Origin of the sequence: Vibrio sp. MMH1-50 (assembly GCF_022347645.1) — a bacterium.
GTDB lineage: Bacteria > Pseudomonadota > Gammaproteobacteria > Enterobacterales > Vibrionaceae > Vibrio > Vibrio harveyi.
This window is the reverse complement of record NZ_JAKRGG010000023.1, coordinates 47,429-63,356: the sequence shown is the minus strand read 5'-3', so window position 1 is coordinate 63,356 and position 15,928 is coordinate 47,429. Positions and strand designations below refer to the sequence as shown.

Annotated in this window: 17 protein-coding genes; 3 read left to right on the top strand and 14 right to left on the bottom strand. The window is 43.6% G+C overall.

What is annotated here, in order from left to right; all coding sequences use genetic code 11:
- The first annotated feature begins 100 nt into the window (after window positions 1-100).
- Window positions 101-1,096 (top strand): succinylglutamate desuccinylase/aspartoacylase family protein, encoded by a 996-nt coding sequence (locus MHO32_RS16595; RefSeq protein ID WP_061066449.1) that lies wholly within the window; start codon window positions 101-103, stop codon window positions 1,094-1,096.
- Window positions 1,097-1,207: 111 nt separating this feature from the next.
- Here MHO32_RS16595 and MHO32_RS16590 read toward each other — a convergent pair whose 3' ends face one another.
- Window positions 1,208-2,329 (bottom strand): multidrug effflux MFS transporter, encoded by a 1,122-nt coding sequence (locus MHO32_RS16590; RefSeq protein ID WP_239213003.1) that lies wholly within the window; start codon window positions 2,327-2,329, stop codon window positions 1,208-1,210.
- Window positions 2,330-2,457: 128 nt separating this feature from the next.
- On the opposite strand from MHO32_RS16590, the gene MHO32_RS16585 reads away from it, so the two are divergent.
- Window positions 2,458-3,237 carry an AraC family transcriptional regulator gene (locus tag MHO32_RS16585; RefSeq protein ID WP_239213001.1) on the top strand — a complete coding sequence of 260 codons (780 nt, stop codon included), beginning with the start codon at window positions 2,458-2,460 and terminating at the stop codon, window positions 3,235-3,237.
- Between the two features lie 17 nt (window positions 3,238-3,254).
- Here the strand turns inward: MHO32_RS16585 and MHO32_RS16580 are convergent, their stop codons facing one another.
- From MHO32_RS16580 to MHO32_RS16550, 7 genes are all read right to left on the bottom strand, one after another.
- Complete coding sequence (locus MHO32_RS16580) at window positions 3,255-3,776, bottom strand: lipocalin family protein (protein WP_239212999.1); 522 nt, start codon at window positions 3,774-3,776, stop codon at window positions 3,255-3,257.
- Between the two features lie 338 nt (window positions 3,777-4,114).
- Window positions 4,115-4,642 carry a histidine phosphatase family protein gene (locus tag MHO32_RS16575; protein ID WP_239212997.1) on the bottom strand — a complete coding sequence of 176 codons (528 nt, stop codon included), beginning with the start codon at window positions 4,640-4,642 and terminating at the stop codon, window positions 4,115-4,117.
- Window positions 4,643-4,669: 27 nt separating this feature from the next.
- Window positions 4,670-5,098 (bottom strand): hypothetical protein, encoded by a 429-nt coding sequence (locus MHO32_RS16570; protein ID WP_038899515.1) that lies wholly within the window; start codon window positions 5,096-5,098, stop codon window positions 4,670-4,672.
- Window positions 5,085-5,738 carry an aspartate/glutamate racemase family protein gene (locus MHO32_RS16565; protein ID WP_239212995.1) on the bottom strand — a complete coding sequence of 218 codons (654 nt, stop codon included), beginning with the start codon at window positions 5,736-5,738 and terminating at the stop codon, window positions 5,085-5,087. The genes MHO32_RS16570 and MHO32_RS16565 overlap by 14 nt, the downstream gene beginning before the upstream one ends.
- A 70-nt stretch (window positions 5,739-5,808) precedes the next feature.
- Window positions 5,809-6,054, bottom strand: a complete 246-nt coding sequence (locus MHO32_RS16560; protein ID WP_005446994.1) for a hypothetical protein — start codon at window positions 6,052-6,054, stop codon at window positions 5,809-5,811.
- A 170-nt stretch (window positions 6,055-6,224) separates the two neighbouring features.
- Window positions 6,225-6,767: an adenylate kinase gene (locus MHO32_RS16555; protein ID WP_239212993.1), complete on the bottom strand. Its 543-nt coding sequence runs from the start codon at window positions 6,765-6,767 to the stop codon at window positions 6,225-6,227.
- A gap of 184 nt (window positions 6,768-6,951) precedes the next feature.
- On the bottom strand, window positions 6,952-8,637 hold the full coding sequence (locus MHO32_RS16550; protein ID WP_239212991.1) for an immunoglobulin-like domain-containing protein: 1,686 nt from the start codon (window positions 8,635-8,637) through the stop codon (window positions 6,952-6,954).
- Window positions 8,638-9,012: 375 nt separating this feature from the next.
- Here MHO32_RS16550 and MHO32_RS16545 point away from each other — a divergent pair, with 375 nt between their 5' ends.
- On the top strand, window positions 9,013-9,393 hold the full coding sequence (locus tag MHO32_RS16545) for a cystatin domain-containing protein (RefSeq protein ID WP_009699049.1): 381 nt from the start codon (window positions 9,013-9,015) through the stop codon (window positions 9,391-9,393).
- An 88-nt stretch (window positions 9,394-9,481) separates the two neighbouring features.
- On the opposite strand, the gene MHO32_RS16540 is transcribed toward MHO32_RS16545, so the two are convergent.
- The 6 genes from MHO32_RS16540 to MHO32_RS16515 form a co-directional block, all read right to left on the bottom strand.
- Window positions 9,482-12,538, bottom strand: a complete 3,057-nt coding sequence (locus tag MHO32_RS16540; protein ID WP_239212989.1) for an AAA family ATPase — start codon at window positions 12,536-12,538, stop codon at window positions 9,482-9,484.
- Between the two features lie 9 nt (window positions 12,539-12,547).
- Entirely contained in the window at window positions 12,548-13,687 is a 1,140-nt protein-coding gene (locus tag MHO32_RS16535) for an exonuclease SbcCD subunit D (protein WP_050937858.1), read from the bottom strand.
- Between the two features lie 137 nt (window positions 13,688-13,824).
- Window positions 13,825-14,073, bottom strand: coding sequence for a hypothetical protein (locus tag MHO32_RS16530; RefSeq protein WP_005447016.1), 249 nt, complete (start codon window positions 14,071-14,073; stop codon window positions 13,825-13,827).
- An 82-nt stretch (window positions 14,074-14,155) separates the two neighbouring features.
- Window positions 14,156-14,530, bottom strand: a complete 375-nt coding sequence (locus MHO32_RS16525) for a hypothetical protein (RefSeq protein WP_045401252.1) — start codon at window positions 14,528-14,530, stop codon at window positions 14,156-14,158.
- A 103-nt stretch (window positions 14,531-14,633) separates the two neighbouring features.
- Window positions 14,634-15,347, bottom strand: coding sequence for a GAD-like domain-containing protein (locus MHO32_RS16520; RefSeq protein WP_239212987.1), 714 nt, complete (start codon window positions 15,345-15,347; stop codon window positions 14,634-14,636).
- 224 nt (window positions 15,348-15,571) lie between these two features.
- Window positions 15,572-15,928, bottom strand: coding sequence for a hypothetical protein (locus MHO32_RS16515; RefSeq protein WP_005447021.1), 357 nt, complete (start codon window positions 15,926-15,928; stop codon window positions 15,572-15,574).

The window sequence follows — 15,928 nt, the reverse complement described above, 5'->3', positions numbered from 1 at the left end:
TTGGGTATAAAGAATAAGGCGAGACAAGTTCTCGCCTTTTTTAATTCAAGCCGTATGGCAAACAAGCATCGAAGTAAGATGTTTTGGAGTGACAACTTTAATGGCAACACAATTTCTGGATGACGTAATTCAAGGTCATCAAGTCATTCAATCTCTTGACGTAACAGACTTGCCTGCAGGCGAGCATAAGTTTTGGTTCCGTATCGCAACCAACGCCCTCTCTCAATGGCAACATTTGCCTGTGTTGGTTTTCAAAGGCGAAAAACCGGGTAAGAAAATCATGATCACAGCGGGTGTTCATGGTGACGAATACAACGGTGTTTTAGCAGCTCAAAAAACCGCTCGTGAACTGATTGGTAAAGACATCGCGGGTACTGTAACTGTTGTTCCGACCATCAACCTAACTGGCATGCTGAACCACAGCCGTGACTTCTTCTCTGCGGATCCTGATGCATCTCCTTCAAACTTAAACCGTTTCTTCCCTGGCGATGCAAACGGCAACGAAGCAAACCGCTTCCTGTTTGCTTTATGGAATAACCTTTTAAAGCCAAACGCAGAGCTGGCGATTGATTTGCACACTCAAACTACTGGTGCTGCTTACCCACTGTACGTGTTTGCCGATTTCCGTATCGAGCAATCTCTGGAAATGGCTCGCCTCATTAACCCAGATGCGATTCTTAACGATCCGGGTGACGCAGGTGTACTTGAAACCGTCTGGAACAACAGCGGCATTCCAAGCATCACCATCGAGGTGGGCATGGGTCGTTACACAGAACAAGAGCTGATCGACCGTACTGTGACTGGCATCTTCAATATCCTTGCTCGCCATGACGTAGTGACCGGTGAAGTTGCAGAGATCACGCCATGCCTAGAAGGCAAAGACATCATCAGCATTCGCGCTGAATTGGGTGGTTTTGTACTACCACAAGTGAAGATGATGGATAAGGTAGAACAAGGTCAATTGGTTGCAATTCAATACGACAGCTTTGGTGATGAGATTCAGCGTTACACAGCGCCAACAGAAGGCACGGTACTGAGCCACAACATTGAATCGATCCGAGCGCCAGGTTCTTTGGTTGTTCGACTGATTAAGTAATACCTTTGAATTTAATAGTTCGTAATTTCAGACTGTTAAACTCAAAACAATAACACAAAGCCCTGCATAACTTGCAGGGCTTTTCTTTGTTGGTCTCTTCAAAAGTTTCAGCTAAGCTTTGCGTGACAATGTCACCAATAAAACCAAAGCTGCACACGACATAAGAACAAATCCAAGGTTTTGAATCATTCCAGCTAAGCCTAGACCTGAACCAATCATCAAGTAGTACATTAATCCTAGCAATGCCCCTGCACTGCCCGCTTGTTGCTTGTAATCAACTAGAGCGGTACTCAGTACATTTGGAATGGCGATACCAAATGACATAACCACGAACAACATGGGTGCCAAGAACCAAACCGAGTCTTGAAGCAGAAATACACCGAAGCCACCAATAATCAAAAATGCTGATGCAATCCAAAGCAAATGCGTTTGTGAGCGACCTTTTGCTAACAATGATTTGTTCATCGAACTGCCAATTAAGGTACCAACACCCAATATCACACCGCTGTATCCGAACTGTTCAGAACTCAGTCCGAGCTGCTCAAAAGTGAATGCTCCCAATTGGTAGTATGCGAATAAAGCAATGTTGTAGAGCGCAACCAACAATGCAGATTGCCAGATTTGAACATCTTTCAACATTCGTCCAAGTAATGAACCTATGTTTAGCGGCTGCTTTTGAGTTTGTGTTTCAGGTAGATTAACCGTGTTGTAGCACAGCAACACAAGCGCCAAAATAAACAATGTAAAGAACACAACCTGATAGCCACCGAGTGCTGTTAACTGACCACCGAGCAACATGCCAATCACTGGGCTAATGGAAATACCCATACCCATAACGCTAAATACTTTGCTTAGCTCATCGCCTGAAAAGCTGTCTCTTAACATGGTTTGTGTCACGACCGACCCAACCGCAATCCCAAAAGCACTGAACGCGCGAGCCATCATCATCACGTCAAAGCTTTCTGTTTGCATCGCGACCAAAGCAGATACGCCGTAAACCAACAACCCTGCCAGCATGGTCGGGCGTCTGCCCCACTTATCTGCCAAGATTCCCCAAATCACCACACCAATAGCAAACGCAGAAAAATAGATAGATAGGGTTTGCGCCGCTTGTGAATACGTCACAGCAAACGACTGAGCAATATTGCCAAGTGCAGGGCTGTATATGGTCTCCACAATTTGCGGAAACATCAGCATCACCACCATCAATCCAATAGAAGGTTTCGTTTTCATTTTTACCTCTCTGTCCCACTCCTACAGATGTTTAAGTGGGTAACGAACTTAACTTGGCGTGCAGTATAGAAGGCGTTATGCTTTACCCATTAACAATATTAAAACCAAAAACATCAAGATTCGGACAAATGGCAATTATTCAAGATAATACTCGATTTGATGCGGACGCGATTGCCGCGAGTGTGGTTGGCATTGCAGCGGATGTCGGCAAACATGATTCCGGTATGCACGAACATAAGAAAGGACAATTGCTTTATGCGCCACAAGGCTGCATGACGTTCGCACTCGATAACTCTATTTGTACCTTACCACCAACTAAAGCTGTGTGGATTCCGCCGCATACTTCTCACAGAGCTGTCATGACCAACGTTGTGGCTTACCGTTCACTCTATTTCGATTGCAGTAAATACAACTGTCCGGATGATATCGTTATGGTTGAAGTGAACGATCTGTTAAAAGCACTGATCGACAAAATGGCGTTATGGGAGTGGGATATTGAAGAAACGAAAACCCAAGCAACGAGCGCTTTGTTTTGGGAAGAGTTTTACCAAGCAAAGCAGTTTGAGTTCTCTTTACCCTTGCCTTCTAATCGACGTTTAACAGGGTTTCGTAAGGCAATGACCAAGGGTGATTTTATAGCTCCTGAGTTAAACCAACTGTCACAAACCGTTGGCGCGAGCAGCAAAACCATTACACGCCTATTTAAGGCTGAGACTGGCATGTCTTATCAAGATTGGCGTCAGCAATGGCGGCTACTTAAGGCTATTGAGCTCTTATGTGAAGAAAGACAAGTCAGTGATGTTGCCCATTGTTTGGAGTTCTCATCAGACAGCGCATTTATTGCGTTCTTTAAGAAACAAACCGGGCAGACACCACTGAGTTTTATGAAGCGCAGATCGTTGTTATAAGGCGATCATTTCGTGTGTTATTTGGTTTGGTCTACGAGAATTAGCTCGTCCAACGCAAAGCCTTTCTCTTTTGCTACTTGTTTGAAGCGCTCGACCGTTGCTTTATCGACAGTCGGTGTGCGTGACAGTAGCCATAGGTAGTCGTGATTGAAACCAGAGATAAACGCGTAGTCGTAGTTCTTACCTAGCTCAAATACGATGTAAGACGAATAAAACGGACCGAAGAAAGACACTTTTAAATGCCCTGTGTTTACACCATCAACGAAATACGCTTTGCCGTCAGCTTGCGTCCATTCTTTATCTTCTTCTGAATAACCTCGGTTGATAACTGTTACACCACCATCCTCACGAAGCTCGTATTCAGCCGTCACATTCGATAAACCACGCTCAAAAGAGTGATCAAGACGCGCAATTTCATACCACTTACCTAGATATGGTTGAAGTTCAAAGTTGTTGACGGGCTCCACGCCGTCCGGTTTAGACGTACAGCCAAACAACGTTGCAAGGGACAAAAGTAAAAGTGTTTTAAGAGATTTCATACAGCAACCTGAAATTAAACTAGGGTCTGTTGACCTTTTGAGCTGATTTTTGCAGCAGTTTGTGGGTTCTTCCTTCTTTATAAACTAAGAAAGAGGCAGAGGCTTTGAAATGTGGTTGCCCTACCTGATAAGCCGATAACGCAGTAGAAAGGAGCCACAAACGCTGCCCGAAGGGTTCGGCTAAAAGCGTTTTACTCTTTGTTGAGAGGATTTTGCTTAGAATAACTAGGCTACAAACCTCTCGCCGCGATTAAACCGCTTTTATCTCGAACAAAATTTAACCGCAAAAGGTCAACAGACCCTAATGACTGATTTTACTATAGAAGATAAAAATTCGATCAGAAATTAATGTATCGAAATTCTCCACAGGACAGTCCTACGTTTTGGAAACCTTGCAGTGCTTCAAACACATTAAAGTGGCTCACGACAACAACCTTTCGATATTGGCGGTAACGATCCAGCACCAACTCAGCCCGTGCTTTTAGCTCATCAACATGTTCGTAGCGACTGTCGGTCATTGGAATACCCGCTTTTAACAACTCTCGGTATTCCTGCCAGCGTCGGTCTCTCTCATTCAAGGTAATGTAGCCGCCTTCTTTGTCAGCACGCCACTCTCTCAAGTCATGCTCAACAAACAAAGGCAAACCGCGATGACGATTGAGAATTTCTGCAGTTTGAAGTGTTCTTGTGTAAGGAGAGCTGATGATGATTTCAGCATCATTGAAGACTGGATGATTGAGTTTTTCTTGCAGCACGGGCAAATGCTCTCGACAAAGCGGCGCATAATCCTTCTCAAGTTGAGTCATCTGCCGCTCATCCGATAACGTAAAATCTGGCACGCCATGCCTTACAAATACAATGTCCATATTGTGGTGATCGTCCTTGTTAAATTGCTATTGAGAAATTGGAGTCAGTTTTAGATAGGAGTGCACTTCTCCATTTTTGTATTCAATCGCAGAGTGGATGGAAGGTTCACGGTTTCCCACAACAGAAAGTTCGTAAGTATTTTCACCTTTGTAGATCGTGATATGAAGTACACCAGCCTCTAGCTCCCAATGCCCTTTGGTATGAAGGCGTCCAAACAAGGTGTATTCATCGAGTGAACCATCCGCATGCAAGTGCACCTCTGTGATGTAGCCACCCGTGCAGCTCTTGATCCAGCAACGATCACTGACTTCTTCGAGGCGTATTTCTCTTTTGCTTGCCTTCCATTTTGAGAAACGTTCGGACTCTGCAAACGATGCTTCGATATCGGAATGTTCTTTGATGGGCGCACCTTCAAGCTCGCGTAAGCAAAGCTGAATCCAACTAGTTATTTGCATGGAATGTCCTTAAGGTTTCAATTGCCCTTTTTACACCTAAACGTGGGCTGCTTAATACTGGAATGTCGACATCAACTAATGATGCAGCACCTGACATCGAAGCTTGTGCCAGTACGATTACGTCATAATCACGAGCCTTTTGCTCTATTACCGCTTTTATCTTGTCGTAATAGCCTTGGTTATCTTGGTCGAGAAAACGCTCCCAAGCCCCTTCAACCACAAACGTATCTAACTGACGGATACAATTGCCCTCACTTGTCTCAAGTAACGCCAAGCTGGGCTCAATGGTTGTCGATAATGCCGCGAGTAACAACACTCGCTCGTGAGTTACAGCTTGGTCACCCATCGCTCGGTCAATACGCTGAACATTGACTCCCTGCTCTGTAAGCGATTCAGCAAAGCGACCAATTGAGGAGCAAGTACAAACCACCAAGTTTGCTTGTTCAGAAAGCTCTCGTACTTTGCCTTGTACGGATTGCTCCACCTTAGATTCGTCCTCTCCAGCAACCAAACGCTCCAACAAGTCAGCATTGGCAAAGTGTGCGACTTTTAAATCAGGTGCGAGCTCTGTCATCAGTTCGGAGAAAGGTGGAATGTGTACGGGTGAAGTATGAAGAAAATATAGGTCGTATGGCTTCATGCTAAGTTGTCGATTTTTAGTTCAATTTCGACAACTTAGCACAAGGCGATGGGAATTAATGCGATCAGAGTTACTGTTGTGCTTCCCAAAGACCAAGAAAGTACTTGCCGTAAACCACTTCGGTTTGTAGATGCATAATCAGTAAAAATGCAATTAAAGCTAATATAAAGCGATTGAAATAACGACTGACTTTGGTACGGATTTTTATATCGAATACACCGATATGGATACCAACATAGGCAAAGGGGTAAACCAACAAAACAGCGAGTAACCAACCTAGGTAGCCGGATATCGCCATTTCTTCGTAGCCGATCATAATACCTCCACAATGAATACGACGGGAACGTTATTAGGGTCTGTTAATCTTTCGAGCTGATTTTTGCAGCGAAAGGTCAACAGACCCTAGTATTCATCATCTAACGGAGGCGGAATGTCAGGATTTACACAGCTGCGAGCCGTTGCCAAAAAGTCACTTAAATAAGTTACTTATCTATTTATAAAATCTTGAGAACCAAGAAAATCTTGTGCCATTTTTGGTGAAGTGATGTGGATGAACTCGATAGGCGAACCTTTTAAGTCATCTTTCAATTTTAAATAACGCTTCCGATTCTTTCGGTAATTCTTAACCGACCACCAAATAATCGAGTCTGTACTCAAAAACGCTTTTCTAAAGCTTTCTCTATTGCCAGTTCCTTCCCAAAACTCTTCTTGAGTCCATGCCCTTTTAATAGCACGAGTTATGGAACGATAAGTGGTGATAGAACGTGAATAATCGAGCCAGATGATGGTATCGACTCTTTGCCATTTGTATGGTTGTGTTCGGCTGTAATTCCCGTCGAGTACCCAAGCGTCTTGTTGAGTTACGTCCACGACTTTATCGAAGAACGTCTCATCATCGAGTTCTTTCCAATCGGGAAGCCAGAACAACCTGTCCATTTCTATGTACGTGACACCTAATTTCATTGCGAGCTGCTTTGAAAACGCCGATTTACCGCTTGCACTGCTGCCTACTACATTGATCCTTTTCATTAAATCCTCCTAGGTGACCGTACCAAATTAACAAAGAGCGACGCATTCCAACTATAGGTAAGTCTGGAAAATGCGGAGGCGGGATATTAATGATTACGCTTTAAAGTTCTAGTGTAGGTTCAATAAGATGTGAAGTTACGCGCATAAAAAAGCCTCCAGTGAAGGAGGCTTGCAAATGAGCTAATTACAACTTATCCCATGCGTCTGACCAATAAACGGTTTCACCTGGCGCATAAGAAGGATTTGAACACCACCCCGTGTATGGCCATGGTTTACATTGATACAAGTTGCCATCTGAACCTGTGACAATGTCACCTGCTTCATACGCTTTTCCAGATTCATACGGAGGGTAACTGCCGCCATCAGAAACAATCACAGAGCGTTGAGCTGTCGTAGTTTGATTAGCACTGTCCGTTACGCGGTAAACCAAGTTGTAGACGCCTAGAACGTTCACATCTACACGGCCCTCTACACGAACTTGATCAGTCAAATCACCGTCTTCTGCATCCGTGGCTTTTACACCTGCCATTGGGTCAAATGCATCACCAAGCTGGATAGTTGTATCCGCGACACCTTCAAACTCAGGCACAAGACTGTAAACAACAACCGTTCTGCTTTGCTTGGTTTCATTGTTGTCGCTGTCTTTTACACTGTAAACCAAAACATAAGTGCCAACGGTGTTCACATCAACTGAACCTTCGACAGTAATGCTGTTAGTTAGGTCTCCATCTTCTTTATCAGATGCGGTAACACCTGCATACGGATCAAATGCACTACCGTGATGCACTCGAACATCGTTGATGCCGCTAAACACCGGTTCGCCTTCACTTGGCGGTGGTGGAGTCTGACCGTGGATAAACGGACCGTAATCCTTCACAAATTTTTCACCGTACGCCTGACCATTCTTGTTGGTGCCCATATCCCAGTTAACTGACCATGTCATTACGCCACGAAGTGCCTGCCCTTGCGCTTTAAGTTGGTCAAACGCGTCGTAAAGATCTTGAGGATCTTGTACAAAGCCCGTTGCTGCTGCATCAATGTTAGATGGAATACCAAACACCAATTTGTCATGCGGAATTTTATGGAAACCACGTGTACCGTTCGATAGAGAGTCTGAAATGTAGTAAATGAATTCTTGTTTTAGCGCATCATTGTTTTGTGCAATCCAACCCACACCTTCAACCCAGATACCATCACCACCTTGGTTGTAAAATTGAGGGTTGATCCAATCGTAGTACCCTTCTAATCCAGTAATATAAGGAACGTATTTGCCACCTTCTGTTAAGTATGGAAACTCAGGCGCCATCGTAATTAGGAAGTTTTTGCCCTGCTGTTGATAGTGTTCTTTTACAAGGCGAAGTGCAGCTGGGATTACTGTTTGGTTGTCTGACGCGGTTACTGCAGATTGCTCTAAATCGATATCCAGACCATCAAAGCCGAACTTATCAGTAAGGCGGATGATCTCTTGTGCGAATGCTTGCTCATCGCCAGTTTTCAGCTCGACGTGCGCATCTGCACCACCAAGCGCAATAAGAACGGCGCGTCCTTGTTGGTTTAGTGCGCTAATTTGATCAATAAATTGTTGTTCTGAAAGACCAATATTTGGATCGAGCTTAAAGGTTGGAATGCGGCCTTCGCTGGTATTGAACACCTTCATGAAGGAGACGTTAACCACATTGTACATTGGGTCAACTTCATCCAGCGTCACACACGGCGCATTACCGCCCTTGTAACCAGCCCCATCGCACCAGTTATGCCAATAACCGACTACAACACCGCCATCTGGATTCACCATTTCATTAGCGGATGCTACGTTTGAAAGACCACTCAAACCCAATGCTACTGCTAGATATAGCGCTTTTTGCTTCATCGTGTTACCTCTCATCCATTTTGCTTCATCACAACAATCATTCAGCACTTTATATTAGTGCCTAATGAATTTTTATTGGATTATATGGCTGTATTGCGAAAACAGATACACGTGCAAAGTTATGTTTTACAAGTCTATTTTATAATTGTGATCTTAATTCACGACGCGAAATGAATAGGAAATTAGCGTTCGCTCTTAAGCGTGACTTACTAGCAAAATTAGGCAAAAAGTTAACCAAAATCTATTTTTTGGAGCTCGCTCGCAACGATTTAATCAGGATTTAACCCTGTTCATATAAAAAGTTTGCACAACGTAGACATTGGGCTGGAACGCCAACTTATATAATGCGGGCTTACATAAATAGAGGTTATTTTTATGAAATTAAAAACAGTGTCAGCTTGCGCAATCTTGGTTTTGCTTGTCGGATGTCAGCAAAAAACTCAAGATGAAGCGACACAGTCAACAACCTCGGCAGATGTATGTAATACACAAGGAAATATGCCAGGTGGGTGGAACGAATTCGATGCTACCCCAGACGCTCAAAAGGCAATGGCCTTTGTCCTAAACAAAATGGAAACTCTCGCTTCGTTTAAACAGATCTTGTCCGTTCATGCACAAATTGTGAGTGGTGTGAACTACGCGATAGAGTTTGAATTGAATGACGGATCAGTTTGGAACACGGTTGTTTATCGCAACCTTGATGGTGAATATGCGATTACGCAATCACCGAAAGAAGGTCGCTTCTGCGAACAATAAATGCTTCGAAACTGAGAACCAAAAAGCCCCGCTATTTTACACCGTAATTTAGTGGGGCTTTTTGTTTATTCATATTTTCCAGTACTGATTAAGAATCAAATGCCATCTGAGACTTCACAGAAACTGTAGAACCAAGTCGCGACGGTTCGACATCAATGCGTTGCGCCATTTGCTCTTTCAGCTCGGATACGTGAGAAATCACGCCAATCATGCGACCCGTTTGTTGTAAGTCGACCAAGGTTTGAATCGCAAGATCCAAAGATTCCGGATCTAAGCTGCCAAAACCTTCATCAATAAACAGCGTATCCAAGCGAATACCGCCACTGTAAGACTGCACAACATCAGATAGACCGAGCGCTAATGCCAACGCGGCCATGAAAGATTCACCACCTGATAACGTCGCAACATCACGCGTTTTACCTGTGTAGCTGTCCTCTACTACCAAATCCAAGCCTCGTCCTGCCGCACCTTTAAAGCCTTCAGTTTTACGAGCCAAGATATAACGACCTTTACTCATCAGACTTAAACGCTGTGACGCTTGAATCAATACATCGTCTAATAACACACCAAGGACAAATCGGTGCAGACTGATGCGGCTACCCGTTTTACCGCTTGCAACGTCATACAAGGTGCCAAACACTTTATATTCGTCTTCTAACTTAGTGTTCTTGTCATGTAACGTCGCGATGTCATTACGGACTTTCTCTAGACGTTCAAACAAAGAGCGCGTGCTATCAAGCTGATTACGCGCTTCAACGTAACTTTGCTGAACGCTGTTTAACTTAACGTTAAGATTTTCTAAATCTGGCAACGCCAAGTCTTTCAATGTTGAACTTAAATCTGCCAATGTTTGTTCTAGCTTGATTTGAGTTTGTTTGAACGCATCAATTTCTTGCTGCCAAACCTGCATCTCGGCTTCATCCACTTTACATGCTAGGAATTGCGCTTCGTCCTCGAATGCACTAGCCTGCAACGCTTGCTCCCAATCAGCTTTTGCTGTGCTAAAACGATCGAGTGCTTCATTCAACCACTGTTGATTGGTTGTCAGTTGGCTTTCAATATTGGTCTTCGCAAGCACGGCTTGTTGCAAATGATTTTGTGCATTTTCTAAAGCGGAATTTAACTCCGCAATCTGTTTTTGAATCGCAACAATGTCTTGCTCAAGAACTTCAAGAGATGAGTACTTGGCATCTAACGAAGCAGACAGTTTAGCCAGTTGCTCTCGGTTCACTTTTATCGTCGATTCATTCGCTGCCATCTGGTTTTGCAGATCATTGATCTTACCTTCCCCAGTAACACAACGCTGGTTTAACTCATTGACGCTTTGTTCCAGCTGAACCAAGTTAATCGATGACAATTGCTGTAAACGTTCATTGAGCTGCTGCATAGACGCTTGCAACGCGCCTAAATCCATTGATGCGTTTTGGCCAAGCTCAACGGATAGTTGCTCAATCTGCTGCTTGTATTGTCCGACTGCGATATTGTGCTGCTCCAATTGATTGCTTAATTGGTTAAGCGCAACTTGCCCTTCTCGCTCCGTATTTCGAGCACGCTGAACTTGCTCTTTTGTTACCTCTTCACCAACAAATTGAGCGGGCTGAGGGTGTTCTACACTACCGCACACCGGACACATTTCACCGGCTTGTAAGCGCTGAGCTAAAACCGCAGCTTGAGCATTGTGCCAGCTCAATTCAAGTGTATCTGCTGAGCGTTGAAGTTCTACGTATCGCGCTTTTGCTTGGTCAACCAAAGCTTGTTTGCTAGGCGTCAATGCATCCAATTTCGCTAGCTCTTGGTTTAAGCCAGTGAGCTTCTGTAGGTCTTGCATCAAACGTTGTTGCTGTTTTATCTCAGCCTCTACACTGCCAATACTTGCAACATCGACTCGAGCTTGATCCAGTGACTTCTGACCTTGTTGCGCCTCTAGCGTTAACTTCTCTTTCAGAGCGATATATTTCTTGAGCGTTGCCTCAAACTCCGACTTTTGCGTCAAACCTGCGTTAATGGCTTTCTCTAGCTCTGACTTTTCAACCAACTTTCCTTTCATACCTTCAAGTTGGTATTGCTGCTCTGTCAGTTTTGGCAATTGTGCGGCTTGTTCTTTCGCGGTTTGCAATGCGCCTTCTTTGGATTTTACCGCGTCATTTGCCACCGTAAGATCTTGAGATAGCTTAGCTACTTTTTGCTCAAGTTCTTGCGTTTGCTTGGAGGCGCTTTGTAACGTGACATAAGGCAACTCAACCTTGCTTGCCTTCTTCGCATTGTCTAACTGCAATTGACGTGATGAGACAGCATCGCTCTGTTCCAAATGTTGCTTCAATGCAATTTCGGCTTGCTCGCGCTTTTTAAACTCATTGCTCAGCGCTTCTGCTTTTTGCAGTTCCGTTTTTACCGCATTTAATTGCGCCAGAGATTCTTGCTCTTGCTTTTGTACAGATTCAAATTGAACAGATAAGGCTTCGCGCTGCTCTGTCAACTCCGCTTCTGAAGAAACACCAGCCACCTGCAGTGCGCCTCGAATTTGGTTATCAAACTCGTCTTTGGCTTTGCTAATAGCACTCGCTTTGTCTCTCAGTGCGTATTCAATCTTCTTGTAGATATCCGTTTGGAATAGCTGACCAAAGATCTCTTCCCGCTCTTTGGATGTCGCAAGTAACAACTCTCGAAACTTACCTTGTGGCAACACCATCACTTGGCGGAACTGAGTTTCGTTCAAGCCAATGATTTTGGTCACTTCTGTCTTTACTTTAGTTGTTTTGCTGGTGATGAGCTTTTCTTCGTCCGTAATCTCATACAAAGCTGCGGTATGCTTACGCACCGTCATGCCCTCACCACGCGCCTTTGGTGCTTCTTGTTCTGGTGAGCGAATCACTCGATAAGACTTACCGTGCAAAGAGAACTCTAACGTCACTTCGGTCAATAACGTTGGCGCTGCCATATCGCAACGCATTTGAATACCTTGGCGCTCGTTACCCGTTGTTTCACCATAAAGAGCAAAACAAATCGCATCGAGAATCGAGGTTTTACCCGAACCAGTAGGACCATTGATAAGAAACAGAGGGTTAGTTCCCAGCTTGTCGAATTCTATCGTTTCTGTTTGAGCAAACGGACCAAAAGCCTGCATTGTCAGTTTAATGGGTTTCATGTTTGGTCCTTACTGAGCTTGCTGAGAAAGTTGTTTGATAATGTCACTGATCGCTTGATCTTGTTCTTGCGATAATTGGCCGTCTTGCGCTTCCGAAAAGAAGTCTCGGAACATATCTATCTCACTTCTCGCCAATTTCGCTTGCGCCATTTCTTGCTCGACACCAATTAACATGCCCGGTTTTTCTAGGTGCAAAACATTCGGGTAAACAGTACGTAGCTTTTCCATTGGGTTTAAGATCGCGTGCTTATCCATCAAACGTACCAACAAGTAGTCTTCGTTTTTCGGATCGGTTTTGCCCTGCTCTATCACTTGTTCAAGTTCACCTTCAACGATTCGCATCTCATGAGGTGCAGTAAGGTTAAAGTGCTCTGCCGAGACAAACCCGTTTTGGTCAATTTCCACCAGCGTGAAACCTTTCTTCTGATTTTGTTCACCAAAACTGTATTTCATCAATGAGCCAGAATAACGAATGTATTCTTCGCCTTTTTTCTGTGGCTGATGCAAATGCCCCAACGCCACATAGTCAAAGTTGAGGAAATGCTCGTGACTGACGCGGTCGGAACCGCCAATCGAAAGTGGACGCTCAGATTCAGACTCAATGGCACCATCGACAAAGCAGTGGCTGACTAACACGTTGCGTTGCTCTGATTGGAACTGCTCAGCGATTTTTTCTGCAAGTAACTTGTGCGCTTGATCGTGGGTCGAAACGGGTTCTTGGTAGGCAAAACGGACTTGCTCAGGGTCGTTATAAGGCATGCCATAAAAAGCCACTTGCCCTGCGCTTTCGGTTTCAATAACAACAGGGGTAAGCATGTCTTCGAAGTTACTGATAATGTGAAGGCCCGCATTTTTCATCTGCTCAGAGCCAAATCCCAAGCGCTCTGCACCATCATGGTTACCAGAAATCAAAATCATCGGCGTGTTTAGCTCACCACAGATTCGCTTCACTACTTTGTTAAGTAGCTCAATCGCAATGGTTGGTGGGACAGAACGGTCATAAATATCACCAGCAACTACCACCGCATCAACAGGGTTGTTTTCAATGTATTGGATTAACTGGTCAAGAACGGCTTGCTGATCGTCAAGCAAAGAGACGTGATGAAACTGTCGGCCAAGATGCCAATCTGAGGTATGGATAAACTTCATTCGAATTCACTTTCTGCCATCTACATGGCGTTATCTTATTATCCCCCTAGGATATCGTGAGTTCGTAAGCTTTTCATGTGGTTTGTGGCGTATGCTGAAGTTAAAGTATAAACGAGCTAATTGTGCGTTCTTCAAATCTACCAACCATAAGCATCTGAGATTTGGCGATATAGTTCCTCATACGCATCTTCTTCATTTTGACATTCAGTTACAGACGTAATTCTTCCTTGACTGTTGTATACAACTTGCCAAGAATCATCTCGATTGACCACACACAAACACTCACCATTTTTTAGTCCATCTAGACTATAGGATTGATGAGGTACTTTTTTCAATTTATCAGCATTCATAACAAAGCGAACTAGTGTCGAGTTTTCATTATTCATTTGCGTTTATATCCTTTGCCTAATTTATTTACACAAACCCGATCATTATTTGGGAGCAAAGAACATGCCCTAAGAACTCGGTTTACCTATCTAAAAATTCTACGTCCAACCGCTCGACACAGAGACAAATAAACTGACCATCCAAATATGCATAATCAGACTCTAAAAAATCATCACAAATCTTAAGTCCAGCGTCTATGGTCCCACCGTTTAGTCTACCTAATAGCTTATAAGCATAGGTACTATCGACCCTTGTCATACTAGTTTCGTCTGCACTTTCCTGCTCTGTTAATTCAAAGTCCAACATTTCAAATGCAACGGGATATTCTTGCCCAATATACAATTCATAGGGGCACACCCCGGCAAAACAGGTTAATTCGACACCATTAACTTCAAGCGTAACTTCTTCTTCAATATCTGGGTTTAAACTAAGAACTCTTGCCTTGTGTGTGATCACTATTCAGCCAAACTGATTGTTTAAAAGATATCTATCTAGATCGATACTGGGTAAACAAAAGAGCCCACAAAGCGTGAGCTTGAGTTTTGCTATGCAGGACGGGTTAATCTCTGTGACTTTTAAGGACATTGCCGACCATTGACGCCATATCGATAATTTCGGCTCCCCCTAAATCCGCCATAACCTGTAAAAATACATGTAGATCGTCTTTGGTCATAGCATCTGCGGACTTCTTGCCCCCCATAAATAGGTAAGGGGTAAACACCATCACTTCTTCTTTACCCACTGGACCATGTTTTTTAATCGCAGACGGAAAGAGAGGTTTTGAACTAACTTCTACGTCTATATATTCTTTATCTTGAAAACCGAAAAAGCTTTGAATTGCAATATTAGCATCGCCTTTAGAAATGTCTTTTGCGTGTCCTTGATTTGTCATTATCCAATTTAAGTGTGTCGCTATATCGAGTGACGCACCTGTTCGCTCTCCCCACAAATAGAGTTGACCATAGGCGCTTCGAGCGATCACATGGTAGTTGTCATAGTGTGCGAACTCTGTATCGTCGAGAAAAGATTCAAGCACATCTTCAAATTCTGCGGGATTGGTGATCCAGAATAGACCATCGTTAAAGCCAGAGAAACCGACCATTTGCCAGTATTTAAGTAGCTGATCTGGAAGTATGCCTCGATATGCTTCAACTTGTTGGTCAGTCGCCTGAATATGTTCGGTCGGCTCGCCAAACTCTTCTATAAACATTTCAAAATATTCGTCATTCAACTTATTTAATTCCACGTAATGGGCAGCGATCCAGCGAAACATTCATTTGGGTATCTGGTCCTAAAGTTTCGAATGCACGTTGCGCTTGCTCATCCGTCTGAGATAAGCGCGATTTTGTGCGCCACTGAGATCCCCGCCGGATATCGTGAGTTCGTAAGTTTTTCATGTGGTTTGTTTTGGACGCAACTTTAAGAATACAAATTATTTCCCCGAAAGAAGTGGTATCCTGATTATCAAAATTTTCGCCCAGACACTGCTCGATTCAATTACACTCCCTTCCTAATTTCTTCTTTAAGCTGAACTAATGAGTTTACGTTAGCTAACTCCAGATGAAATGAGTAATCCATGTCAACCACTTGGAGAGGTATCATGAGCAGAGTTTTCAATTGAAGAACAAAATCTAGACTATTATCATCAATTCCATCGACAGTTATTGTTTCGAGGTCATCACTCAATCGAACAATGTAACTCTCATTATTTACAGCGTACTCTGCCTCAAAAACAGAGCCAATAAAATTTCCTTCTTTGTCATTTCTAACACCTACTATCTTTCTAATTTGTTGAACAACGGTATCTTTATCAAATTGTTCATTTTCACCAATAAATAGTAATAGTTTACTCAT